The 24,442-nt window shown below is 36.1% G+C and carries 21 protein-coding genes; 19 read left to right on the top strand and 2 right to left on the bottom strand.

The window, feature by feature from the left end:
* The first annotated feature begins 98 nt into the window (after positions 1-98).
* On the top strand, positions 99-1,037 hold the full coding sequence (locus tag GJU39_RS05245) for a type VI secretion system baseplate subunit TssG (RefSeq protein WP_154279641.1): 939 nt from the start codon (positions 99-101) through the stop codon (positions 1,035-1,037).
* Here the strand turns inward: GJU39_RS05245 and GJU39_RS05240 are convergent.
* Together GJU39_RS05240 and GJU39_RS05235 are read right to left on the bottom strand one after the other, a co-directional pair.
* On the bottom strand, positions 1,034-2,899 hold the full coding sequence (locus tag GJU39_RS05240) for a type VI secretion system baseplate subunit TssF (RefSeq protein WP_154279640.1): 1,866 nt from the start codon (positions 2,897-2,899) through the stop codon (positions 1,034-1,036). The two genes, GJU39_RS05245 and GJU39_RS05240, sit on opposite strands and share 4 nt — an antisense overlap.
* 26 nt (positions 2,900-2,925) lie before the next feature.
* The gene (locus tag GJU39_RS05235; protein ID WP_154279639.1) at positions 2,926-3,360 is read right to left on the bottom strand and encodes a GPW/gp25 family protein; all 435 of its coding nucleotides are present in this window, start codon (positions 3,358-3,360) and stop codon (positions 2,926-2,928) included.
* A 165-nt stretch (positions 3,361-3,525) separates the two neighbouring features.
* Between GJU39_RS05235 and tssO the strand changes: the two genes are divergently transcribed.
* From tssO to GJU39_RS05145, 18 genes are all read left to right on the top strand, one after another.
* Entirely contained in the window at positions 3,526-4,047 is a 522-nt protein-coding gene (gene tssO / locus GJU39_RS05230) for a type VI secretion system TssO (RefSeq protein WP_154279638.1), read from the top strand.
* A 10-nt stretch (positions 4,048-4,057) separates the two neighbouring features.
* On the top strand, positions 4,058-4,543 hold the full coding sequence (locus tag GJU39_RS05225) for a type VI secretion system transmembrane protein TssO (protein ID WP_154279637.1): 486 nt from the start codon (positions 4,058-4,060) through the stop codon (positions 4,541-4,543).
* Positions 4,544-4,574: 31 nt separating this feature from the next.
* Complete coding sequence (locus GJU39_RS05220; RefSeq protein ID WP_154279636.1) at positions 4,575-5,555, top strand: PKD domain-containing protein; 981 nt, start codon at positions 4,575-4,577, stop codon at positions 5,553-5,555.
* Positions 5,556-5,585: 30 nt separating this feature from the next.
* Entirely contained in the window at positions 5,586-7,961 is a 2,376-nt protein-coding gene (gene tssR / locus GJU39_RS05215; protein WP_154279635.1) for a type VI secretion system protein TssR domain-containing protein, read from the top strand.
* A 5-nt stretch (positions 7,962-7,966) separates the two neighbouring features.
* A complete protein-coding gene (locus tag GJU39_RS05210) occupies positions 7,967-10,483 on the top strand; it encodes an ATP-dependent Clp protease ATP-binding subunit (protein ID WP_154279634.1) in 2,517 nt (838 codons plus the stop codon).
* Between the two features lie 56 nt (positions 10,484-10,539).
* A complete protein-coding gene (locus GJU39_RS05205) occupies positions 10,540-10,986 on the top strand; it encodes a hypothetical protein (RefSeq protein WP_154279633.1) in 447 nt (148 codons plus the stop codon).
* Positions 10,987-11,005: 19 nt separating this feature from the next.
* Positions 11,006-12,394, top strand: a complete 1,389-nt coding sequence (locus GJU39_RS05200; RefSeq protein WP_154279632.1) for a DUF5458 family protein — start codon at positions 11,006-11,008, stop codon at positions 12,392-12,394.
* Positions 12,395-12,561: 167 nt separating this feature from the next.
* Positions 12,562-13,134, top strand: coding sequence for an NAD(P)H-dependent oxidoreductase (locus GJU39_RS05195; protein ID WP_154279631.1), 573 nt, complete (start codon positions 12,562-12,564; stop codon positions 13,132-13,134).
* A gap of 306 nt (positions 13,135-13,440) precedes the next feature.
* Complete coding sequence (tssD, locus tag GJU39_RS05190; RefSeq protein ID WP_154279630.1) at positions 13,441-13,836, top strand: type VI secretion system tube protein TssD; 396 nt, start codon at positions 13,441-13,443, stop codon at positions 13,834-13,836.
* A 94-nt stretch (positions 13,837-13,930) separates the two neighbouring features.
* On the top strand, positions 13,931-14,326 hold the full coding sequence (gene tssD, locus GJU39_RS05185) for a type VI secretion system tube protein TssD (protein WP_154279629.1): 396 nt from the start codon (positions 13,931-13,933) through the stop codon (positions 14,324-14,326).
* Between the two features lie 331 nt (positions 14,327-14,657).
* Entirely contained in the window at positions 14,658-16,502 is a 1,845-nt protein-coding gene (locus GJU39_RS05180; RefSeq protein WP_154279628.1) for a type VI secretion system Vgr family protein, read from the top strand.
* A 2-nt stretch (positions 16,503-16,504) separates the two neighbouring features.
* Complete coding sequence (locus GJU39_RS05175; protein ID WP_154279627.1) at positions 16,505-18,277, top strand: hypothetical protein; 1,773 nt, start codon at positions 16,505-16,507, stop codon at positions 18,275-18,277.
* Positions 18,278-18,366: 89 nt separating this feature from the next.
* Positions 18,367-18,690, top strand: a complete 324-nt coding sequence (locus GJU39_RS05170; RefSeq protein ID WP_154279626.1) for a toxin-antitoxin system YwqK family antitoxin — start codon at positions 18,367-18,369, stop codon at positions 18,688-18,690.
* A 131-nt stretch (positions 18,691-18,821) separates the two neighbouring features.
* Positions 18,822-19,148 carry a hypothetical protein gene (locus tag GJU39_RS05165; protein WP_154279625.1) on the top strand — a complete coding sequence of 109 codons (327 nt, stop codon included), beginning with the start codon at positions 18,822-18,824 and terminating at the stop codon, positions 19,146-19,148.
* Positions 19,149-19,283: 135 nt separating this feature from the next.
* On the top strand, positions 19,284-20,327 hold the full coding sequence (locus GJU39_RS05160) for a hypothetical protein (protein WP_154279624.1): 1,044 nt from the start codon (positions 19,284-19,286) through the stop codon (positions 20,325-20,327).
* A 16-nt stretch (positions 20,328-20,343) separates the two neighbouring features.
* Positions 20,344-20,820, top strand: coding sequence for a DUF4280 domain-containing protein (locus GJU39_RS05155; protein ID WP_154279623.1), 477 nt, complete (start codon positions 20,344-20,346; stop codon positions 20,818-20,820).
* A 3-nt stretch (positions 20,821-20,823) separates the two neighbouring features.
* A complete protein-coding gene (locus GJU39_RS05150) occupies positions 20,824-23,148 on the top strand; it encodes a T6SS phospholipase effector Tle1-like catalytic domain-containing protein (protein ID WP_154279622.1) in 2,325 nt (774 codons plus the stop codon).
* Positions 23,148-24,200, top strand: a complete 1,053-nt coding sequence (locus tag GJU39_RS05145; protein WP_154279621.1) for a DUF2931 family protein — start codon at positions 23,148-23,150, stop codon at positions 24,198-24,200. The genes GJU39_RS05150 and GJU39_RS05145 overlap by 1 nt, the downstream gene beginning before the upstream one ends.
* Positions 24,201-24,442: the final 242 nt, after the last annotated feature.

Raw genomic sequence — 24,442 nt, 5'->3', positions numbered from 1 at the left:
TGTGTTACAAATATAGTATCTTTAGTATTTGGTTGTAATGCTAATTTGTTCTATAATATTAATTTAACCCTTAACAAACAAGCGGGCTGAAAGTTTAGATGAAAAAAGAAACTTTAATTCATAACGAACTCTTTACAGATTATAAGGCGGTGGCCCATGCTGCCGACTTAATCGAACGTGAGGTAATTGATGCAGATCGGATAGAAATTATCCCTTTGGGTGCAGATAAACGCGCATTCACTAAGGATATTGAGCATAGCGCCGGTTATTATTCTGAAAAAAGGCGGCACGATCGTATCCGGATCAGTACCAATAGGGAAAGTTTGTACGATATGTTGCCGGAAGGGCTTTTCCACAGGCCTCCAACAGGCAGCGCCGGAATGGATGAAGAATCCATGATTAAGGACATAAGGGATAGGAGAGAAGAAGAAAAACAGGCCCGGTTATTCTTTACACCGTTTGATGCAGAAATCAACCATGTAAGAATCATGACAGAGCTGTACGAAAATAAGCTCGATAAAAAAACAACTTATTCCGATCTAAGCCGGATTTTCGAATTTGGCTGGGATGAATTTAATCTCTTAAATAAAGAACAAAGCATTATCTGGATGCACTTACTGCCAGAAATTCAACAAAAAAGAAACGATATCAGCTTCGTATCTAAAGTGCTTACTGCTTTGTTTAACCTGCCCATTCTATTGGTGAATGCTACTGTCCATGTTGCCCCCGAAAAAATTGCAGATGACCTTCAGATGCAACTTGGGAGCAGTGCCCTGGGTATTGATACCATTATAGGAGACAGTTTCACCCCCGATAATGAGGCGTATCACATTAATATCGGGCCAACTACTCCACAAGAACTCGTTAAATTTATACCTGGTCAGCAGAATAGGGCTATTTTAGACATGGCCATTAGCTATCTAATGCCTATTGATACCGAAGTGACGGTAGAATTGCTCACCGCAACCGAATTACAGGAAACCCTCCTTACTGCAGATGGGGAAAGCGCTTACCTCGGTTACACAGTTTACATCTAAATCATCCTATAAACCGATGGTTTCAACATCATCCGGTAATGTATATTCATGGTGCTTCTGAGTTTTAATTTCGCCAGCGTTAAACTTAATAACTCTTCCCAATCCTGAATGCTGAGTTTTTGATTTTCTGCAGGCTCAATAATGATATCTGTTGTTTTAATGAAACCAGCATTCGGCTTATTATCCATCATAATTCCTTTGGCTAAAGTAATGCCATTGAGTTTTTGCCCCAATTCGTAACGGCAAAAATTAATTACATCAGCTTTGGTGATAATTCTATCGGCTGTTGTTAACCCGTATTTATAAGCCTGCACCCTGTTGCTCGCATTTAATTTCGTCCGGCCGCCTTTCGTCTGGCTTAAGAAAAAGATGCTTTCCGCGTTTACTTTATTATTTTCATATACAACCAATCTGCTCCCTGCATTAATATGGTTGGCTTCTTCGGCCTGAGTAACCCAAATGTCTACAAATAAAATGTCGGCATCGTCAATTGGTTTTAACAGGATGTAACTCGGCAACTCCTTAATGTCTTTGAGGGCAGAACGGCTCTTCTGTTCAATTAAGGCAATGTTTTGTTCTAAATTTTTTAAAATAGTGCTTAAAAAATCAGGTCCGTAGGCAGAAAATGCAGCCTTCTCGTCTCGCAAAAGCTCAAAAAGGTAATCAACCAATTCCTTGGCATTCCTGGTGTCAAAACGTTCAGTTCCGCCGTATCTAATTGAAAATGAGCCATCACCTTTTTCATTTTCATTGGTATATGGAATTTCATTATAGCTGTTGCCATGATTATCTTTCAGGTTTTCTATGGCCAACATTTGATCCGATTCTTCTGTCTTAATCGGGATAATGTTATTCATAATCTTTAGCCTGTGCTTAATCTGGGTTAACCTCTTATTCACTACAGGGAAAGCATTAATGTAAATATGAAGCTCATTCAGCATTTCCTGATTAATGGCAGCAGGGAAAATCACTTTAAGCCATCTAACCTTTTTATCAATCTGATTTATTCCGGCAGGTTGAAAGATATCGGCTAAAGCAGCCGGCAATTCTGGCTCATTATTGATATTAAAATCATTCAGGTCACCCAGGGTGATAAAGCGGTTGCTGTAAAACTGTAATAGATCAGCCTTAATTAAGTTCAGCAATTGTTTATGATGAAAGGGAGCCTCGGTTTTACCAGTTAAAGGCTCATCCATGAAACGTTCGGTGTACGCACCCAGCTCATTATCCTTATAAAACCACTTTCCTAAAGACAGAAGATCATAAGTGTTTTCTGGGACTGAATAATTTTTCCAGTCGAAAAACAAGTTAAGCTTATTAAAATCCATCCAGTTTTTTATGCCGGTTAGACCAATGTAAATGGTATTTTTTTCTACAGCAAAACCAGGAAGCGTATTCAGTACAGGTTGCTTATTTGATTTATCAACACTGAAAAGTGTATTTCCGGTGGCTATATATTTTATGGCAGCGTTATGAACCTTAACCGTGTGCAAGGGGCCGAAGAAAATGTCGCTTTTTTTGGCTTTGTCGTTTTCCTGCGGAATGTTTTTCTTAAACGCAAACTGGGTATATGGCGAAAGGTAATCTTCCTCTTCTATAGGTCTTGCGTGCATAATGGCGTGCGCCGGTAAGGAAGAGGTGAGGTGATCAGGTGCTAAAATCCTGCTGATTTTATCGAAGATTCTGTTCTCTAAATTTTTAACATCATTGGCAACGTTAAAAAGCTCATTGCTCAAAGCCTCAATGATCAATTTTACCAGCGGATCGAAATCATTTGTATCTTTAATGTTCCAGAAATCTTCGGCATTCTTTAAAATTCTATTTCGGATTTCATCTTTTGATGAATAAAAAACTGGTTTCATGTGTAGAATAATTGAGGCGTTTTAAATTAAGTTGAAAGTGGACTTAGGAATAATGCTGTATTAAAAAAATATTTTTCTCCTGTGGTTTTTATTAGTGCTCTAACGGTAATATCAACTTTCTTTTTAATCTCGGTTATCTTACGTAAAGGATATACATTTTCTACCTCTGTGATCCGAACTTCCACGGCAATGTTATCTATTCTAAATTCATAGTCTGAGATCGATTTCAGCAGTGATTTGCGGAATTTTTCTTCCCAGAGGCTTTCGCTCACAATCAACTCGAAGTCCAGGTCCCAGATCTCACACCCAAAATCATTCCGGTAACGGTGTTCGCCATAACGGGTAAAGATGATCAGTTCTATGTGGTTCGAAATCGATTTCCCAAGGTCAGTTGGCTGAAGCCCAGTCCCTGAAAATATGGCGTTAAATCTGAAGGGTTTATTGAAAAAATTTTCAGACATAAGAATTTGGCTTAAAGTTTGTTAAAAGTAAAATAAATTAATTCTCTTTTATAACCAAACACAAAATATTAAAAATTGTTATTGCAAAAGTACATGTGTATTTTTAAGTGATGTTGATTGTCGGATTAATTATCGTACCATTACTAAGTGAAACATTAAAGCTCTATGAAACCCATTAACGCCGTCGAAATCAGAAGTTCTTATACGAAGTTTATCCTGAACTTTTTATTTTTAACCCTTTTCTCCATTTTCTGTATTTATCTCTTTTTTGCTGCTTCTGATTATGAATATGCCTTACTGGATAAAAAGGTGAAAGAGGCAGAGAAACTATCTTACCTGAGAAAAGACATCAATACCAATTTTGACCTTATTCAGGTTCGGTTCAAAGAACTTACGCAATACAGGGATTATAATGCAAATGAAATGAGTAAGCAAGGCATTTTGCTTGGCGATATTCAAACGGCTAATAACCGGATTAAAGACCTGATCTCTAGAAAAACCGAAGATAGTCCAAGTTTTGACTTGTATGGAAAACTGAACAACAATGTTGGCGCAATGGCCGATTTGCAGGATTCGCTTATTAAATCAAGAGGGGATATCCAGAGGTACAAAGAGCAAATAAACGACTGTCAGCGGGCTAATCAGTCTGCAGCGAATAGAATCAGAAACGGTAGATACGGCAGATAATTAAAATATTATGATTAAATTAAGCATTAAAGAAAGACGTGAGCAGTTCTTGTTTTTCATTGCGCTGTTTGTTTTTACTGTCGGGCTTTTAAGCTTCGGCATATTTTACAGCAATAAATCAAGATACGAAATCTCAAAGGAAGAACTCGAGGTTAAAATTAATGAAAATGAAGTGTTCGAAAACATGGTGAAAGAAACCATGCCTACAATAGATACTACCTTTAAACAAATTACCCGTTATAACCCAAATGTACAGGCGGTGTTTTTAAAAAATGATATCCAGCTATCATTAGGGTCTATTAAAGCCGCATTTGATCGCAAAGCATCGGATTCCCGCTACAAGATTTTTGTTCAGACCTCTCAATTATACGATAGGCTGTTTTATGATAGACAAGAACAAAACAGAAACATTACTGACATTGAATTACATAAGAGACAATTAGACGACTGCATTACCAACAGGAGGCAATTGCAACAAACCATCTCTTCAAGATAAACCTCTAAACAAAATATAAAAAACGCTACCTATGTCCGATTCAAACACCAAGCAAGTTAATTCAAATTCGCAAGGCTATGTTATTTTATACATCCTATTAGCTGTGCTTCTTTTAACAGGCCTCATCTTTTTATTCAAGAGTTCTTTGTTCGAAAAAAGAGCAATTGAGGCGAGAATTTTAAAAGACGAAATCTACTTAAACGAAGATTTAGTTTTTACAGATAATACGCCAAAAGCTTCTAAATGGCTTTGGGAATTTGGTAATGGCGAAAGAGCCACAACAAAAACAGGATCCTATCACTACACAAAGCCAGATACCTATATTGTACGTCTTACTGTTGATGGTGAATTACGTCAGGAGTTTCCAATTACAGTTAGAGATACGGTAAGGACTGCAATTGTAGACAGTGTGCTTACCATCAGCGGGCCAACAGCCGGTTTAGTAAATGAAGAAATACGATTGGAAGGAGACGGAGAAGGTAAGGATTTTGAATGGTCTTTTGGTGAAACCGGACGCGTAGATGTTAAAGGCAAAACAGCGTTGTACACTTACCGTGCTCCCGGAAAATACGTTGTTCGCCTCAGATCAGATAAAGCACGTAAACCTGCTTATTTAACCATTTTAATTACCGATCCTAACGCAGAAATTGTTGAAGATTTTGTTGCACCCGGCGATGGTGAACGCAAAACCATTGATGATATCAGGGCCAGGTTGCAGGCAATTGCCAATGGCGCAGACTTTAATTCTAATTACTACTATCTCGTTAACAAATACATGTGTAACAACGAAAAGGTAACTGTAAACGTAGAAATGAACGGGAAGAAAAAGCAGACCGATATTTATTCTTATTGTATGGGCTTAACCTTTGGAGGTGAGATAGCGGTAGACGAAGCGCAACTAACCATTAAGCCAAATTCTACCTGTGCCAGTTTATTAAATATTAAACAACATTCAGGAACCGCACAGCCGGCAACAACAGCAGCAGCTGATGCAACGGCTAAAACAAAATAGATTAACATCTTAACCTCATCTAAAACCATTATGAAAAAATATTATGCCTTAACCATCCTGTTTTTAGGAATATCCTTTGCCTATGCACAGTCGCCGGCATCGTTTGGCAAAAAAGTAAAATATATGCCTAAAGCCTATGAAAGGCCTGCAGAAGCCATCAATGTAAATGACAATACCAGCAATAGCAGTTTACCATGGATTGTTTTTTCAGATCGTGAAGATAATTACACCACAACCGCTCCGGGTGGAAGTTTGATCATGAAAAAAATTGGTTTTATGGAGCCTTTTTATGTTTCTAAAGCAGAAAATGGCTATCTGAAACTAATCAAATACAAAGCAGGGATGATCAGAGGGAGAAAGATTAGCGATAAAAAAAGTGCAATTAGTTATGGTTGGATTTCAAAATCGAAATTACTGCTTTGGCAGCGTGCATTTTCTAATCAGAAAACTGGCTATGCAGAAAAGTCGATTGGAATTGTCAATGGCAAAAATGCATTAACAGAGCCGAAATTCTATTTTGATACTACCGATTCAATTTTAGTTTATAATACTCCGGAGCTAAAAGACAGGCGCACAAAAGTTAGGCTGCATGAAATTTCTTACATCTACAAAAAATCTGAAGATGGGAAAAAATATTTAATTGGCTCTGATGATCAACTTGTTGCAGATACAGCTTTAAAAAGCATCTATGGTTGGGTGTCTTCAGAAGTAGTTCACAATTGGGGAGACAGATTATACATCACTTCTGCTAAGCCAGGAAACGAAGATAGTGATGACTCTACTGCAACCGCTATTAAAAGTGGTACAGATAAGGGAACCGCCTTCGTTGTAGATCCGTTATTGCCAAGAGAAAATTTAATTTTAAAAAGTGTACCTGTAGTTTCTGATGATGAAGGTTCATATAGTGTTGGCATTGCAGCAGACGTTTATAATAAAAAAGATAATAAAATCTTAACCATCAATGGAGCTTCACTTTCTTATCAGGATTACTTAAAGCTCCGTAAAAATAAAAATAAAATTAATGTGTTGTTTGTTGTCGATGGAGGAAGTTCGATGACCAAATACCTTTCAGGAATGACCAACACTATATCTTCTTTCGAAAATATAATGACCGATTTTGGGAAAGGATCCAATGTAAGTTATGGTGGCGTAGTTTATCGCGGCGAAGCCGGATGTGCATTACAAGGAATTTTTGTTAGTCCTATTCAAAACGACTATAGAAAACTGATGTCTTTCTTATCCAATCAAGCTAAAAACACCCTTAGGTGTAATGGAGAAATTGCTGAAGGACCAGTATTCGAAGCTTTAAAAGCTGGTTTAAGCCAGTTTAAAGCAAAGAAAAATGAAACCAATTTAATTATATTGGTAGGGAGCACCGGGAATATAGGTGGTACAAACAACTACCTGATTAACGAATTAAGCGAGCAGGTTGCTCAGGCGGATGCCAGGATTTTAGCGCTCCAGGTATACAGCGATTTTAACCAGTCGTTTAATGATTTTGTTATCCAGTCACGTAAATTGGTTTCGGAATCGGCTATCCGCGCAGCAGAATATAGAAAAAATACAATGGTTAAAGGAGAAGGGTTAAAAAGCTTCCAGCCTTACAATACGAGCCTGCAAGATTCAATTTCCTACTACTTAGATTATCCTAAAAATAGCTTAATTCAAGGTGGGGTAGTTTTTCCAACCAAAGGCGCTGTAAATTCCAACCAAAGCATGACGATTGCTTTACGCCGTTTTGTAAAAGAAACGAATATGGATATTTACAATCAGATCAGTTCTCTGGATAGTGCATTTCGTTTAACCGGTATTTCACGTAAAAATCTTTCGGCAGAGGTAGAAGGACAGCTACCAGCTCCGGTTGATGCAGAAGTTGCAGATCGCATGCCGCATAATGCCTTCAAATATTATAGTACAGCAAACGTATCCGCAGAGGTTGTTAAAAATCATCCGTCAACATTACAGTATGCAATTGTTCTTAATAACATGGAATACAAACAGATTGTTGATGTTTTCTCGATCATGTTAGGACAAAATCTTCAGGCTGATCAATCCTCTTTCAGAAGCAAATTGGTTAAAAACTATGTTAAAATGCCAAAGCAGTTATTGGGAATGAAAACATCTTCGGGTGATATAAAGGCGATGACGTTGGCCAACTACATTAAACTGGTTACAGGTTTACCTTTAAACAATGAATTCCTTTCAAAATACAAAGTTGGAGATTTGAAGAGTACATCAAAAATGCCACTCGATCAGTTTGAAAGCTATATTAAATTATTAAATCAATCCGTAGAACAAATAAAGAGAGCTACTCAGATTGAGCAACAGTTTCTATCAAACGGAAAAATATACTATTACATCACCGAAAATAATTTTAACCCGGCAGTATTGCCAAAAACCAATTAAGGGATATGGCAATTACAAATTTGAGTGAATCGGTAAAAACAGCCCTGCACATCGCGCAGTCGTTAGCCAAAGAATATAGAAATGAAGTTTTTACCGCTGCGCATCTGCTAAAGGGCTTGATGCATAAAGATGTTGGCTTAAGATCATTTGTTACTTCTATTGGGAAGGATGAGGAGTACATTAGCGAGTGGGCAGAGGTTCGGATAGAGGAGCAGGCAAAATCTGCAAGCTTAAGTGATACCGTTAGTGGTGCGCCAGAAATTGCTGTAGTTTTTGAAGAAGCAGATAACGTACGTATTAAATTAGGACTTGATTTAATTACTCCGGTTTGTGTGCTTACTGCATTGGCAAAGCCCGGAATCGGTTTTCAACCAGATCAATTGAAGTCTTTCCCTATAAAAGAGAGAGAAATTTTAGACCTTTATGTAAAAGACGAAGAAATTTCCAGAGCACTTTCACCGGATAAAACAACGGCTGGAGGTGAAAATAAAAGTACAGGAAATGCCTTATATAAATACTGCATAGATCGTTTGCAGATGGTTCGTGATGCGAAAACTGATCCGATTATAGGTCGCGATAAGGAAACACGGATGATGATGGAGATCCTTTGCCGGAGAACCAAACCAAATGTAATCCTTACGGGAGATGCAGGGGTAGGTAAAACGGCTTTGGTTGATGGATTCGCAATTGATATTGTGAACCAGAATGTGCCAGACAGCTTAAAGGCGGTTCAGCTTTTCGAGCTTGATCTGGGATCGCTCATTGCAGGCGCATCTTACAAAGGTGAAATAGAAGACCGTTTAAAAAACATTATCAAAGAAGTTAAGCAGTTTGAAAAAGCAGTACTCTTTATTGATGAAATTCATACGTTGTTAGATAGTAAAGGTCCATTGGGTGCGGGTATCGGCAATTTGCTAAAACCAGAGTTAGCCCGTGGAGAAATAACGGTGATTGGCGCAACTACGATAGATGAATACCGCAAAATTATCGAACCAGAACAAGCTTTTAGCAGGCGTTTTGAAGTGCTTCAGGTAAATGAACCGAATGAAGAAAGTACGATAAAAATGTTGCAAAAACTGTCAGTAAAGTATGAAGAACACCATACTTTGAGCATTGAGCCCGATGCTTTGGGCGAATGTGTACGCCTGGCTAAACGCTACATGAAAGATAGAAGACTCCCGGATTCTGCCTTTGATTTATTGGACAGGACTATGGCCGCCATGAAAATGATGAATGATACTTCTAACCAGGTTATTGATAGTTTAGAAGCAGATCTGGAGGCATTAAATACCAGTGAAGGGCAATCAGAAGCAGATCAGTTTGCAGATTATAAATGGTTATTTTCTTTACTTCAGGCTAAATTAAGCCCGGTTCTTTTGGGCCGTTTAACTGATGAAACCCAAACAGATGCCTTTGAAACGGCAGATGAATATAAAGCATATATCAACAGCAGTCTTCAGGAACTAAAGAAATATGCTGCGGAAAAAAGTGATAGAATTACCAAGCAGGATATTGCTTCAATAGTTGCCTATAAAACAGGTATTCCGATGGGTAAGTTACAGGCAGGCGAGAAAGAAAAATTGCTTAACATGGAGCAATACCTGAAAAAACGTGTGGTAGGGCAAGATCAGGCACTTAAAGCAGTTTCTGATGCAATTTTAGAATCCCGAAGCGGATTAAATAAAAAAGGTCAGCCCATTGGATCGTTCTTTTTATTAGGTCCAACCGGAACAGGTAAAACTGAATTAGCAAAATCTATAGCAGAATTTTTGTTTAATGATGAAAAGGCAATGATCAGGTTTGACATGTCTGAATTTAAGGAAGAACATAGCGCCGCTTTACTTTATGGTGCGCCTCCGGGTTATGTAGGTTATGAAGAAGGTGGTTTGCTGGTGAATAAAATCAGGCAGCAACCTTATTCTGTTTTGCTGTTTGATGAAATTGAAAAAGCGCACCCTTCAGTTTTCGATACCTTTCTGCAAATCCTGGATGAAGGCCACATGCATGATCGTTTAGGGAAAGAAGGCGATTTTAGTAATTCGCTTATTCTTTTCACTTCAAACATTGGGAGCGAGTGGATTGCCGAACAAATTGGAAAAGGAGTTATTCCTGTGTCAAACCAATTAATGGAAGTAATGGCCGGGCACTTCCGTCCTGAATTTTTAGCCAGAATTTCTGAAATAGTTCCGTTTGCGCCGATAAATGAAAGTAATGTGGTACGCATTTTTGAAATCCAGTTAAGCAGTCTGGTTCAGTCACTAAACAAAATGGGTATCGAATTTGAAATTGCAGAAGATGCAAAGAAAATGATTGCTTTGGATGGCTTTACACCTAAATATGGTGCAAGGCAATTATCAGCAGTCATTCGAAACCTTCTACGCCGCCCGATCTCCAAATACATTATTTCCGGAGAGCTAAAGAAAGGATCAAAGATTCATGTGAGCAAACATCCCGAAGAGGATAAATTAGAATGGAATATTATTCATCCTGAGGCCGCAATATTGGAACAAAAATTGAGTTAAAATGTTAACTATTATATTATTAGAAGAATATAACCTTAAACCTAAAACCACATACTATGTTTAATTATGAAATTGGAGGAAACGAGCGAAAAATAGATACCTCGGAATCTTTCGCAGAAATTGCCCACAATAAAACGCTTTTTGTACAAAAATTAACAGATAACGAACCTATCAAACCCGAAAAAGTTGAAGGATTAAAAACGGTTAAGGAAGTTTTTGAACACTACAAGCCAAATGTTAAAGTAGCGTTCGAAAAACAAGATGGTTCTACTGTTGGAGAGACCATTAATTTTAATGATTTGAGTGATTTTGGCGTAAAAAATATCATCAATCAAAGTAATTACCTAACGAATGTGAACATCGAAAGAGAAATGTCTTTGAATGTAATCAAACAATTAAAATCGAATAAAACATTAAAAGCTACGCTTGATGATGAAGAAACTAAAACCGCTTTCATTAGTGCTTTGAAAAACTTCGTAGATGAATTGGAGCAAAATAAATAATCTAAAACGCTAAGAAAACATGTCAAATCCTCAAGAATTAAACGCAGAACAAAATATATCTCAGGCAGGTTTTAAATCTGCCGAAGGGAAAACCGTAGAAAAAACCACGCTTAAAGATAACTTAGAAAAATTAGCCAGAGTAGGTGGTTTCGATTTATTGGAAACTACTGTTGACGGACTTCAAAATCTAAACCCTGAAAGAAAAGCAAGAAAGCAAATCTTTTTAACGGGAGATGAGAAAAAGAAAGAGCGTGAAGAGTTGAAAAAGAAAATTCAACTTTGGATTGATGTACTTGAATCTTCTTCATCAGTAGCTGATATGGTAGAAAAAAGCACTGAAAAACTTAATGCTGCTGAAGAAAATTTAAATAAAAACATTGGAACGGCACTGGAAAGTTCAAGAGAACTGGAGCAGGCTTATAGATCAGTTCATTTGTTCTATAAGAATACGGAATCTGATAAGCTGAAAAATGTTGTGCTTTTAAATGCATCAATGGATCAGATTAAAGATCTTGATAACCCACGTTTCATTGATTATGTTGATGATGAACTAAAGCAAAATTATGATCGCTTAGATTTACGTAAAAATTATTCCTTAATGGTGGTTCCGGGTTACATGGGATCAAATAAGGTTTTAGAACGTTGGGGTAAGATTGCACACAGCAATAAAGCCATGTTGGTAACAGATTTTGCCGATTTAGATCAGCCAGATGATGTTTTAGATCTTTTTACAGCAGCTAATTTTACCGGTGCAGATGCATTTCGTTCAAACGTCATCATGACTTGTAACTGGCTTGTAGGTAGAGGTAAAGTTGCTGAAGTGGGTGAGGAAGATGATTTAACTGTTCCTGGATCAGCAGCCTTAGCAGGAAAGATGTATTACACCCTAATGTCTCAGGTTACGGCCGGTAAAAAACATGGTGCTATAAATGAAGTAGATGGCGTTAAGTTTGATCTAAAGAAAAGTGAAATTTCCCATTTGGAAAGAGTTGGTTTAGTACCCATGGTAAACGAGTACGGAAAAGTAATGGCCTTTTCTGCAAAAACGTTGTTCAATGGCGATAATATCGGCTTGCAAACCTATTCAGTTGTAAGGGTATTTGATTACATCACCAAAGTGTTATTCGATTTCTTAAACAGAAGGGCTTTTGAAAACTGGACTTCTAAAACAGAGCAGGATTTAAGAGGTCAGATTGTGAAGTTTTTAGATGGCATCCAGGGAGCTGATCGTTTAATTGAAAGGTTTAAAATCATGCGTTTTGAACGTGATGAACAGCAAAAAGATAGAATTCATTTAGATATTCACATAACCCCATATTTTCCGGCAAAAAGCTTTGTAGTGAAACTAGACGGACACAAGGGTGAAGACGAAAGTACAACCTGGGCATCCGAATATAATCAACAGTAATATAAGCAGTTTAGTTAGCAATTAAACATAATGGCGTTCAATCGAATGCATTAAATATAAATGGAAACCTGATCATTGATCAGGTTTTTTTGTTTTGATGCATCAGGTTAACAAAAACTTTATAGTTTTGTAACATCTACCGCCTCAAAAGCTAAATACCATAATAAATGAAGCAAGTACTTATCCTGAATGGGGATATAGAAAAGACGGTATCCACAAATTTTTTGATCAATGCCTATAAAAGCGGTGCTGAAAGTTCGGGCGCTACGGTTAGAGAAATTGCCATTATTGACCTGATCTTTAATTCTAACAAGCTTTTTAACAACCGGCAAATTGCCGAACTGGAACCTGATTTGCAAAAAGCCTTAAATGCCATCAGGCAGAGTAATCATATTGTTTTATTCTGTCCGGTTTATGTAGATCACATCCCCGCAAAAGTTAAAGGATTTTTTGACCGTCTGTTTATGCCTGACCAAATTTTCATGACGCAAAATCAGAATATCAATAATAATTTTAGCGGCAGGTCTGCAAGAATTGTTTCTATATTGGATGAAGCTACCTTTAAAGAATGGAAAGCCAATAAAAAAACCACTTACCTTGCGATTAAAAAAGCTGTTTTTGAGAAATGCAAGATGAGCCCGGTACTTACCAATACCATTGGCGAATTACACTCTCTGGAAAATCATTATAGTCAGAAATGGGTTGCTAAGATGGAAAAATTTGGCATACAAATAATTTAAATTTTAGGATTACGCATGCCCTAAAGTGCTACATATTGTAGCGAATTACTACAATAACTAGCATTTGCTTTTTAAATATTGTCTGTCTACATAGAAAATATTCATGTAATTTATTAACATTTTCTTACTTAATTTTTACGCTTAACTTATCCTATAACAGTGTTTTTCCATCTGTAAAATTATTTTATGCAGTATTTATATTTCGCTCATCAGCCATTTAATTAACTGTTGGCTTGATATTTGGGTTAAGTTCAATAGCGTAGCATCAGCTACATAACCAAAATTTCACCTTTAAATTTAAACACTATGGCTTTCAAAGCTAGATTGAATTTTGCAGGCAAGGAGTACGATGTACTTCACTGCGCCTACTCATTAAATCGCGATGTAGATGCTAAAGGAAGACCATCTTCCGGAGTTTACGGCGGTACCATCGATATTGAGATCGAATCAACAGAAGATACCTCAATAATCGAAGCGATGGTAAATAACCAATACAAACCTATCACAGGAACCCTTCTGATTAAAAAAACAGAAGAAGATGCCAAAATGAAAGAAGTTGATTTCGAAGACGGCTATATTGTTAAATATTCTGAAGGGATTAATATTGTAGGTGATCATCCGATGACACTAAAGTTCCAGATTTCAGCTAGAAAGTTGAAACTTGGTAATGCGGAGCATTTAAACGACTGGCCTAAAGCCTAAAGAGTTGAGGGTAGACAGGTAAAGTTAATAAAACGCCATTCGCCCTGCTTCTTTAACAAAATTCATTCATTTAAAAACATTAACAAAATTTATCATGGCATTTAAAACCAGATTAACATTAGGTTCAAAAGAGTTTGATGTATTACAGTGCAGTTTTTCATTAAATAGAGATGTAGACGCTAAAGGCCGTCCATCATCAGGTGTTTACGGTGGTACTATTAACATTGAAATCGAATCTACAGAAGATACTTCTGTAATCGAATCAATGGTTAACAATCAATACAAACCACAATCAGGAACAATTACCTTCAAAAAAGGTGAGGAAGATTCTAAAATGAAAGAACTTACTTTCGAAGATGGTTACATTGTTCAGTATAGCGAAGGTATTGCAGTAAATGACAATACGCCAATGACATTAACTTTTGTGGTATCAGCAAGAAAACTCAAACTGGGTAATGCAGAACATGAAAACGACTGGCCTAAAGCTTAGTTAGTTTTATAACTATAAAATCTATAAAAGCGATTGGTTCTGCCAGTCGCTTTTTTCTATCAGAAATTATTTCAAATAAACCGCTCATCTAAATTTAGTCGTTTAAATAAGGTATATCAATTGATCATATCACAAAAAAACTTTATCTGCAATTAGCAAGCTAAAACTGTAGCTAAAGTAATAATTTAAACGTTTATAGTTGGGCAACATTGGCATAAACCAACATTATTTAAACCAAGCGCGGTTAATTGAATTGTTCTTAAAATGAACGCCGCCTGCCATTCTGAATAAAGTTTCAAGTAACCGTTGAGCCACTGATTTTATAATCAATATGGAAAAGAAACTCATTACAGAGATTAACATAGAAGACAAGGAAATTACCCATTTCGCTTCCTTTAGTCTTAAACAAGCTTTTAATGAACATCATTATTTTGAGCTCCGTTTCAATCATGATCAAATGGGTGCGCCAGGACTAATCAGCTTAGACGATAGTCGCGATTTTGTTGGAAAAACCCTGACTGCATCTTTTGGACATTCACAAGAAGGAATGCAGAATTTCACTGGTTTAGTTTCTAAAGTTGAACTCTCGCAGAGTCACGGCTACCATGGAATTATCATTGTAAGTGGTTATAGTCCTACTATTTTGATTGATCGCGGGCCGGATTTAGGATCCTATTTAGATAAAGATTTAAATGAGATCGTAAAGTTGGCAACCAAAGATACGCCTGCAAATGATTTAAAAGTAGTAGCAAATGCTTCCAGAAATTCGGCGATAGATTATATTATCCAATACAAAGAAAGCGATTTCGCTTTTCTTAACCGCCTTTCTGCAGAATACCATGAGTGGTTTTTCTATGATGGAAGGCAACTCAATTTTGGTAAACCGGATATTCAGAATGAAATTTCGCTGTTTTATGGAAGAGATGTCCAGGAAATGCAATATGCAATGGAAATTAACCCCATTAAAAATAAACGTTTCGCTTATAATCCCAAACAGGATGAAATGCTTCAGAGCGAAAGCAGTGGGAAAGTGAATGGAACACCAGATTTATCGCACGCCATTAAAGCATCAAATCTCACTTTTAGCAAAACCTTTAACCAGCCTTCCCTAATTCGGGTAGACAATGGGAACGATATTAAAAATCTGGTAGATAACGAAGAGAAAGCGAATACCAGTGAGCTTTTAAAAGTTACAGCCAAAGGTGATAATGCCGAACTGAGTATTGGAAGCATTGCGGAGATTACCATGAGCCTTCGCAAAGAGCTGGCATTTACTTCTGAGAGTTTAGGCAAATTTTTAATTACCAGTATCAATCATCATATCAACGAAAACGGGAAGTATAATAATACTTTCGAGGGAAAAATAGCGACTACAGAACGTATTCTGGTTAAAAATTTCGAACGCCCGCAGCCCGATATGCAGCTGGCTGATGTAATTGATAATAACGATCCTCAGGGCCAGGGACGTATTAAAGTGAAATTTAAATGGGAATGTTTAACCAACGATGTAACGGAGTGGCTTCGCGTAGTTACCCCAAGTGCGGGCGTTGGCGAACGCGGCAATAACCGTGGCTATTTCGCCATTCCGGAAATCGAAGATCAGGTGATGATTGCTTTCGAGGAAGGAAATATTGCCCGTCCGGTAGTGATGGGTAGTGTTTACCACAGCTCGAGTGTAGACAGCAGCCCTTTGATTAAAAATCACCTGAAAAGCATCATCACCAGAAGCGGGCATTTGCTGGAATTTGATGATAGTGAGGGTACACAAGGCATTAAGCTTACTGATATGCATCAGAATATCATCTATATCGATACCAAGGGCAATAATATTACCATCACAGCACTAGAAAACATGACGCTTAATTGCAAGAACATGCAGATTAATGTACAGGAGAATATGGATACCAGCGTGGGAATGAATAAATCAGACAGCATTACCATGAACCATAACGAAAGCGTAGGAATGATAAAAAATTTATCTGTTGGAGGTAACTTTATGACGAATGTTATAGGAAAGATGGTTGAATTTATCAAAGGAAATAAGGAAAGTCAGGTAGAACAAGATAGGATAAAGAACAGTAACGGGAAAATCGTTACGCAGAGCCAGGGAACCAATGAATTTCATTCTGAAAAGGAAGTACAAAACAATTCTGCGGAGAAATCTTTAAACTATTAGTGATGAGTAAAATAACAATTGTTGAAGGCGATCTTATGGAGTTTACAGGGGGGAACGATTTATCGTATGCAAAAAAGGAAATTATTAACAGTGGAAGTGAGGTAGTACAGGTAGGTAAAGAGAATGGGGTAAGTTATGGAACGAATAAAGCGGCTCCACATATAGAATTTGATACAGGTATTGATGTTATTGTAGAATTTGAGCCGTTAAGTGGCTATGACGGAGAATTTGGATTTGACTGGCTAAGATGTGATGATGCCGGTAGCATTTTAAAAATCCAAACAGTAGATGTTAGTAATTTGGAATATGTTTTTGATGATTCAAAATTAGAATATACAGCTGTAGCAACTGCACCTGTTCTAAAAGATAAAATAAAAAGAGAGTATGAAAAAATACCTTTAAAGCTGCCTTATTATGCGCCGTGGTTAAGTGTTTTACCTAAGCAGGGACAAATTAAAATTAATATGCTTTGTAAACCGGTAACAACAGGGGAGGATGTTTCAAAATCTACCATATCATTCAGAAAAAATGATTTTTACCAGGTAACTATTGATGGACAAACCAATGAAAATATAAAATATAAACCTGATGGAAATCCAAAAGAAATAACTATTAATTGTCTAAAACCAGCGCCTAACACAAATATTCTTGCCTTTGATGAAAACAATAAAGTAATCGGACAAATAATCGCAAAAGATAATACCAAAACTTATAAACTGCCCATAAGGTTGGTTTGTGTGGTAAAAGATTCATCAACAAAAGAAACCGAAATAACAAAGTTAATTTCTGATTTTGGAACAAATGGAATTGAGGATTATCTGAATAAGAATTCACTAAATCAAGCTCAAATAGAAGTTTCTGTAGAAGTGGATAGCAAATATAGAATTGCTTTTGATGAAAATTTATGGAATGGTACATTTTATAATAGAGCAGGGAACTATTTTACAAATAGAAAAGATCCTGCTGGCGGAAAAGTAAAATATATCAATGATGACGGAGAAGAACAAGAAAATGCAGAATATGAACATATTTTAGACAAATTTTTAAGGGATTATAAAACTGCGTTTGAAGCTGATGGCAAAAAATTTAAAGGGATATTATTGTTTATTACAAATATTAATAAAGATCCCCATGATCAGGAAGGTGGTGTAAGTAGAACTATGCCGGTTAATTTTAGAGAAGCAATTGTTTTTGGATCTAATTTAAAAGATAAGTCTTCTTATGCGCACGAAATTGCGCACGCATTAGGATTGGAACATTATTTTTGGAGAGATGCTAAGTATCGAATTGATTTAGAGAAATTAAAAACAGGATTAACAAGCAATAGGGCAATTACCGCTGACAATAAAAGAATTCAAAAAAATAATGAAGAAGCTTTAAAGGCAAATAAAAGTAATATTAAAATTAGACAACAGGAAATAGATAAGTGGACAATTGAAAAGAAAAAACCGACATATCCATATAAAACAGAAGCTGAGGCAAGAATTAAAGTCTTAGAATCCGAGAATGAAAAAACAAGAACAATAAATAAGGATATTCAAAAGAAAATTGATGACGGAGAAGATAATATCAAAAAAGGTGAAAAGCATATTAAACAGACTGAAAATAATATAAAAGTATATAAGAATAATAGATATAAATTTAAAGAAAAATCAACTTTAAATATAATGGATTATTCATCTAAAGTAAATATTTATACTAAATGGCAGTGGCAATTAATGCAAGACGACGTAAAATCTTATTATGGATCATCAATTGAAAATAATAAAATATGAAAATAATTGTTTCTTTCCTATTTAGCATATTTCTGCTATTTAACTCTTGTGCCCAACAAAAATTTGAGAAACCTCCAAAACCTAATAGTATGAAATTAAAAGATATTAAACCAACTGATTTGCAGAAAGGACATATAATATTAAGTTTAGGGGAATTAAAGCAAAATAAAGATAGTTTGTATTGTTGGGAAACTGAGGATAAATCCAACATCATTGATGGTAAAATTACATTGTATAGTAACAGTATTGCAAAAGGCGACAATGCAAGTGTCACTGAACGCCTTTATGCGGAAGGAGCGTTTTTAGAAGGAAAATATCAGGGGATTTGGAAGTACTACGATGAAAATGGAAAAGTTATAAAAAAAGAAAAATGGGAAAATGGAAAATTAGTTTATAGAAAAGAGTATAAGTAAATATAGAAAAAAAATCAACTAGAAATTAGTGACTATTCCACTAAAACCAAAAACTACACTCAATGGCAAATTACGAAAAATGATGTGAAGTCATATTATGGAAGTTTTGTAGGAAACAAATGAAAATAAGTATGAAATATTTAATTCTATTTTTATTAGTTACATGTATTTCTTGTGCACAACAAAGAAGTGTTGATAAACCGCCTACTTTTCCTCCAAAAAAAGGAATTAAAAAGCCTAAAAAATTGCCAAGATTATTTAATTACTTAGAATTGGGAGATTTACAAAAAAACAAAGACAGTTTATATTGCTGGAAAATAGATAATGAGTGTAATATCCTTGATGGAAAAACAACACTTTTTAATTACTATCAAAGCTCAGGTGATGATAATCCTAAGCTTGTTCCTTATAATTACGCAGAAGGAGAGTGTTTAAAAGGAAAATATCAGGGGATTTAGAAATATTATGATAAAAATGGAAAAATAATAAATAAAGAAAAATGGGATAATGGTAAACTCATTTATAAGAAGGCATACAAATAGATCATTGTTCTAAGGTGCATTTCTTTGGAATGGAAAATAATAAAACAATAAATGATGAATCTGGCACCAAAAAGATGTAGAATTACTAAAGAGACTACTCTAGAAGAGCTTTGTGTTGCCTTTAACCTAACAAAAGAACAGTTAAGGAAATATCATAATATTTATTGTCCAAAACAAGATTATATAGGCGATGGTATTCCAAAACATGTAGAAATTATTTTTCTTCCGCCTGATGAAAAAGACCTAAGAGAAAGGATATTTAATCCTGATGGTGGCAATTATATTTTGTACGTAAGTGAAAATACATTAGAATATAATAAGCCTTACAAAAAGAGATATGGGATTGTTCAAAATGTTTTTCATAATGATGAGCATCAAACCAAGCTTCATTATGAGATAGAACTGAACAGAACCAATTCAAAACTGGAAATTGTTAGGCTTCCGGTTTACGTAAATGACCAAAGGCCTGATTTGATGATGGAACAGATTGCAGATAAAATTGGCGGAATCCTCTATCCTTTGGTATTGCAAATTAATGATAACGGAACAATAAGGGCAGTTTTATCCAATAATGAAATCCAGAATAGGTGGAAACAGCTAAAACCCGAACTGCAGGATTATTACGAAGGACCAATTGCCGAAGGTTTGTTCAAAATAACTGAAGAACAGCTTAAAAATGCTGCTATAAGCTTAAAAAAAATTAAGGATAGTATTTTTTACGCTATATTTTTTTTCCCGTTGTACGATACTTTTAACAATGAAAAAAAGCTAACTTTTCAAATGGAGCTATCAATTTTTGCTGAGAAACCAAAACTTTTGTATGAAGTAACCTTGGTATTGGATCCGGAAATATCAAAAAGCCAAAAGTTTATCATTAAAGCCAGTGGAAAATGTATTGATGACAAGATTATTGAAGAAATAGAAAACGGAGAACAGATTTCCGAAGGAGCTAAAGTAATAGAAAGCCATTTTAATTTTATTTATAAGCTAAATACCAAAGACAACAGTATATTTTCAATTTACGGAGAAGTAGAAGTTAAGCTGGCCAGGTTTAATAAAAGAATAACATTCGAATGTTATGAGCAATTTAATTAAATAAAAAATACCAAAGATGAGTGGAAAACATTTAGTTTGCCAAGGGGCAACCTGCAAGTGCAACTTTGGAACAACGCCCGATAAGTTGATGGTGAAAACCCAGAGCAAGCGATACGTAAATGATGAAGCTGGAAGTAAAAAGCTGACTGCTACCCATGTAGATATTGGTTCAACTTTTGAGAAAAATACCTTTGGCAGTTGCGCCAAAATGAATAACAAGCCATGTACAGCCGTAGTTACACAATGGAGCGGATATTACGAAAAAATTACCCTCGAAGATAATAATGGTAAAGCGCTGTTGGAAGACAGCAAGGCAACCTGCCCTATTGGCGGACAAGATTGTATCACAATTATCAAACATGGCCAAACGGCAGAAGTAAGCCAGCAAAGTGTGAAAGATGCGGATAAGGAAGTTTTAGCAGAGTTATGTCCTTTTATTGATTTTGAAAAAGAAGAAGATGGTGAAGAAGATGAAAGTTTGGTAAAATTATAAATTATGAAGATGATTATTACAGGAACTACGCGGCCACTTACCAATACCAGTTATGTATACATAATATCTGATGCCTCAGGAAAAATAACTGCAAAGGAGTGGAAGATAGCATACAACGGAAAAATTCTTAAGACCAATACCAGTGGCAGTTTTAAATTCCATACCAGCCTGGCAGGCAAAACGGTAAAACTGATAGCTGTGGTTTTGCAACATGGCAAAGAAGTTGAAAATGCGATAAGCTTATTTATATTGGCAGGAACGCCCAGGATACTTTCTGTTGAATGGCAGGATTATACTGGTAAAGCCATAGGGAACAAAAAAATAGGTTACCTAGATAAGATACAATTGGTGATAAAAACAACTAATATTCCTAAAGGAGATACATTAGAAGTTACAGTTTACGAAGATGAAAACGTCAGAGACAGGTTTGTTGCAGGTCCAATAACAACATCTGCCATTAATGAAAAAGGTTATGCCTTTCTTTATTTCAATCAGCTTCGTTTATATCAAACCAAGCTAAATAATCAAGATTGGGTAGATGAAAGTGAACATGAATTTTATGTAAAAATAAAATACAAAAACCACATTTCTCAAACCGAAGAAAGCATACAGTTGGTTATACAGAATGAACTCACCCAACGCATCGATAAACCTAAGCCTACCAATAATCCTGTGGTGGTTGGAAAAACAGAGTCTGTGGCTAAACCTAAAAAGATTGCTATTAATTTCACTTTTGGGGTCTTTTTAGATGGTACCCTTAACAATATGTACAATACAGAATTAAGGAAAAAAGCGGAAGGGAAATCACAAGCTGAAACAACCGGGCTTTCTGGTGGAGTTAACGCAACCCAGGTTTATAAAGATCATGGAGATGCTGATGATATGGAGAGCAGTTATGAAAATGACCTTTCTAATCCGGCTATTTTGTTTAAGAATTATAAAAAAAACGAAAGTCAAAAACAATTTAAGATTTATACAGAGGGAATGGGAACCAATACGGCACCCAAATCTCAAGAGGTTATACTAACTACAAAAGATTATAAAGATGATGATGTAATGCAAGGGCCTGCTTTCGGGGTCGGTAGTGCAGGAATCATGGATAGAGTACGAAAATCTATTAAAGATGTTGTAACACAAATCAAAAGTACGCTAAGTCAACAACCTAATTCTTCTACAGGAACTATAATTTTTGATGTATTTGGTTTTAGTCGTGGTGCGGCCGCAGCCAGACATTTCGTTCATGTAATTACGCACGGGGCTTATGCCGCTAAAACCGCAGCATGGAAAGAAGGTGTATCCGTAGAAGATAAATTCGGGTACGATTTAGATGATTCTTATGCTTACAAAACGATGCCTGCATATGGATATTTAGGACAATTACTTACAGAAGCAAAAATTATGGATGAACAGATGAAAGTGGTTATCCGTTTTGTAGGGATCTATGATACCGTGCCACACTATGGCTTGTTCCAGTGGAATGACATAAAGCAGTTAGGCTTGGATGATGTTAACAAAGCCAATTATGTGGTACACATGGTGGCCGGCGATGAGCACAGGGCCAACTTTAGTTTAGTAGACATCTCATCTGTAACTAAAACACCTGTAGGCAGTGGTAAAAAAGGAGGAATAGAATTGCGCTTTCCGGGGGTACATTGCGATGTAGGTGGTGCTTATGAAGAAGGAAGGCCAGATAATCCGAAACGGATTGATGCTACGATATTAAAAAGCAGCTTAGAACCCTTAAGAGAAGAATTAATACAACAAGGCTGGTTTCATCCAGATGAACTGACTATTATTCAAGACTCGATATTCCGTCCTACTGTTAATAATTATAGATTGGAAGGCAACAGAAAGAAAGTCAGCAACCAATACAGTTATGTTCCTTTACATATTATGACGGAGTTTTGCGGGAAAAAAGAAGTTCCAATAAATGAAACTAAATTATATGAATTCAAAAACTTTAAAGAAAACTGGATAAACGGAAATGTAAAGTTTTTGGAAGCCATAAAGTCAAGATTACAAGATTACAGTTTCAATGGGACATCACCGTTTGTATATGTAGCACCTAAAACCTATGTAGAACCTCCTATTGTGTATGCTGCCAATAGTCCGGATGCTTCTATATATATTGCAGAAAGAAACCGCCGTGAAATGGAGGGCCAAGCAAAAATGAATGCAGAGGCCGATAAAAAGAATGAATATATTAAATTTTTACGCAACCATTATCTGCACTGGAATTCTAGCTACGGCCAGGGCGCCTTGGATACTGTAGTGCAGAAAAACTATCCGAATAAAGAAAACGGGAAAAGAAAAAGATACGTACGATAATGAAAACAATATTAATCACCCTGTTATGCAGTTTATTGCTACTGCATAGTTGTACTAGAAACAAAGCTATGGATGCAGAAAATAAAGAAAATTTCCCCTATATGGTTACCTTTTCAGCAGCAACAGATTTTCCTTCGGAAGTTCATGAAGGTTTTTTAGCAGATGAAAAAAAACAACTCATTTGTGGTGTTCCGAAAGCGGGAACTGAAGAAGGGCCATGGCAATCAGATGGCGCGGAGGCTGGAATGGGAGCGGATGTTATCCCCGCTCATCTGGATTTAACTTATGTAAGCTATGCTGAAAAGAAATTTTGGAGGGTAGACGCTGAGTTGCCCAAAACAAAGATTTTAGAAGCATTCAGAAAAGGTTTTATCTTTAAAGGAACTCCCGATGAAAAAGGAAATCAGCCAATGGTTCACGAAACATTTGGCAGGATAACCATTGGTGCTGCACCGGGAGGTGTAATTGTAGTTTGGCTTTCTAAAATACATCATAGAATAGAAATATGCCGTTTGCAGGCAAAAGAAGTGGTTGTAGATGTTAATGATTTTTATGATAATCCTCATAAACGCACTCAAAAAGAATTCTTCGATGAACTTTATAAAATATCTGTTTCCGACAGTATGAAAACTGATATTGCTAAAAACGGTATTCCTTACGGCCTCTGGGATAAATACCGGGAAAAATTTAGATATAGATTTTTATTGCGCCCTTATGATGAAAAGGATCATTTTACTTTCCAATCCCAACAGTATTTCAATGGAGAGGCTAACTTGTTCTACCCACCCCATTTTGATAAGAATGAATACATTATTGCATCATTACCTTATATTTTAAATGCCGGTTTTACAATCTATAACGCTGAAATTCATTTTGATTATGAGGAGACGTCAAAAATTTTTAAAACCTTACAGGAGAAATATCCTAAAGAACTGATAGATATAGTACTAACGCCCACTTTTCAATATAATAAAATAAAAGTTAGCGTGAAATGCAGAGATATAGAAATTCCACTGGTTAGAGCTAAAGTAAAACAAATATGGGGTGGCTAACAGAATATAGAGACATTCTTTTGTCTTCTTGCTAAGTTGCAACAAAGTTTCTTATTTCTGGATTGAAACGCTTACTGGTAAGGAGTTATCTCTTGAAGTAATAGACTTAAACATAAAAGGATAGGGCTGCGAAGGATTGGATCGCCATCATGCTTTCGATTGGTACAAAAACTAGCTTTGTCTGAAAATTTGTTCCAAAAAGTAATAATCTTCCCTAAAATGCTACAATACTTTGAGTTGTT

The organism is Pedobacter petrophilus (genome assembly GCF_009674725.1).
In the GTDB taxonomy this organism is placed as follows: Bacteria; Bacteroidota; Bacteroidia; order Sphingobacteriales; family Sphingobacteriaceae; genus Pedobacter; species Pedobacter petrophilus.
The sequence above is the reverse complement of the archived record's forward strand: the minus strand, read 5'-3'. Positions and strand labels throughout refer to the sequence as shown.

Bases quoted from the DNA above. Each gene is read 5' to 3' on its own strand.
- tssR (WP_154279635.1), top strand. From the start codon at position 5,586: ATGAAAAAATATTATGCCTTAACCATCCTGTTTTTAGGAATATCCTTT.
- GJU39_RS05225 (WP_154279637.1), top strand. From the start codon at position 4,058: ATGATTAAATTAAGCATTAAAGAAAGACGTGAGCAGTTCTTGTTTTTC.
- GJU39_RS05240 (WP_154279640.1), bottom strand. From the start codon at position 2,899: ATGAAACCAGTTTTTTATTCATCAAAAGATGAAATCCGAAATAGAATT.
- GJU39_RS05155 (WP_154279623.1), top strand. From the start codon at position 20,344: ATGAGTGGAAAACATTTAGTTTGCCAAGGGGCAACCTGCAAGTGCAAC.
- GJU39_RS05160 (WP_154279624.1), top strand. From the start codon at position 19,284: ATGATGAATCTGGCACCAAAAAGATGTAGAATTACTAAAGAGACTACT.
- GJU39_RS05175 (WP_154279627.1), top strand. From the start codon at position 16,505: ATGAGTAAAATAACAATTGTTGAAGGCGATCTTATGGAGTTTACAGGG.
- tssD (WP_154279629.1), top strand. From the start codon at position 13,931: ATGGCATTTAAAACCAGATTAACATTAGGTTCAAAAGAGTTTGATGTA.
- tssO (WP_154279638.1), top strand. From the start codon at position 3,526: ATGAAACCCATTAACGCCGTCGAAATCAGAAGTTCTTATACGAAGTTT.
- GJU39_RS05195 (WP_154279631.1), top strand. From the start codon at position 12,562: ATGAAGCAAGTACTTATCCTGAATGGGGATATAGAAAAGACGGTATCC.
- GJU39_RS05235 (WP_154279639.1), bottom strand. From the start codon at position 3,360: ATGTCTGAAAATTTTTTCAATAAACCCTTCAGATTTAACGCCATATTT.
- GJU39_RS05165 (WP_154279625.1), top strand. From the start codon at position 18,822: ATGAAATATTTAATTCTATTTTTATTAGTTACATGTATTTCTTGTGCA.
- GJU39_RS05170 (WP_154279626.1), top strand. From the start codon at position 18,367: ATGAAATTAAAAGATATTAAACCAACTGATTTGCAGAAAGGACATATA.
- GJU39_RS05245 (WP_154279641.1), top strand. From the start codon at position 99: ATGAAAAAAGAAACTTTAATTCATAACGAACTCTTTACAGATTATAAG.
- GJU39_RS05145 (WP_154279621.1), top strand. From the start codon at position 23,148: ATGAAAACAATATTAATCACCCTGTTATGCAGTTTATTGCTACTGCAT.
- GJU39_RS05205 (WP_154279633.1), top strand. From the start codon at position 10,540: ATGTTTAATTATGAAATTGGAGGAAACGAGCGAAAAATAGATACCTCG.
- GJU39_RS05180 (WP_154279628.1), top strand. From the start codon at position 14,658: ATGGAAAAGAAACTCATTACAGAGATTAACATAGAAGACAAGGAAATT.
- tssD (WP_154279630.1), top strand. From the start codon at position 13,441: ATGGCTTTCAAAGCTAGATTGAATTTTGCAGGCAAGGAGTACGATGTA.
- GJU39_RS05220 (WP_154279636.1), top strand. From the start codon at position 4,575: ATGTCCGATTCAAACACCAAGCAAGTTAATTCAAATTCGCAAGGCTAT.
- GJU39_RS05210 (WP_154279634.1), top strand. From the start codon at position 7,967: ATGGCAATTACAAATTTGAGTGAATCGGTAAAAACAGCCCTGCACATC.
- GJU39_RS05150 (WP_154279622.1), top strand. From the start codon at position 20,824: ATGAAGATGATTATTACAGGAACTACGCGGCCACTTACCAATACCAGT.
- GJU39_RS05200 (WP_154279632.1), top strand. From the start codon at position 11,006: ATGTCAAATCCTCAAGAATTAAACGCAGAACAAAATATATCTCAGGCA.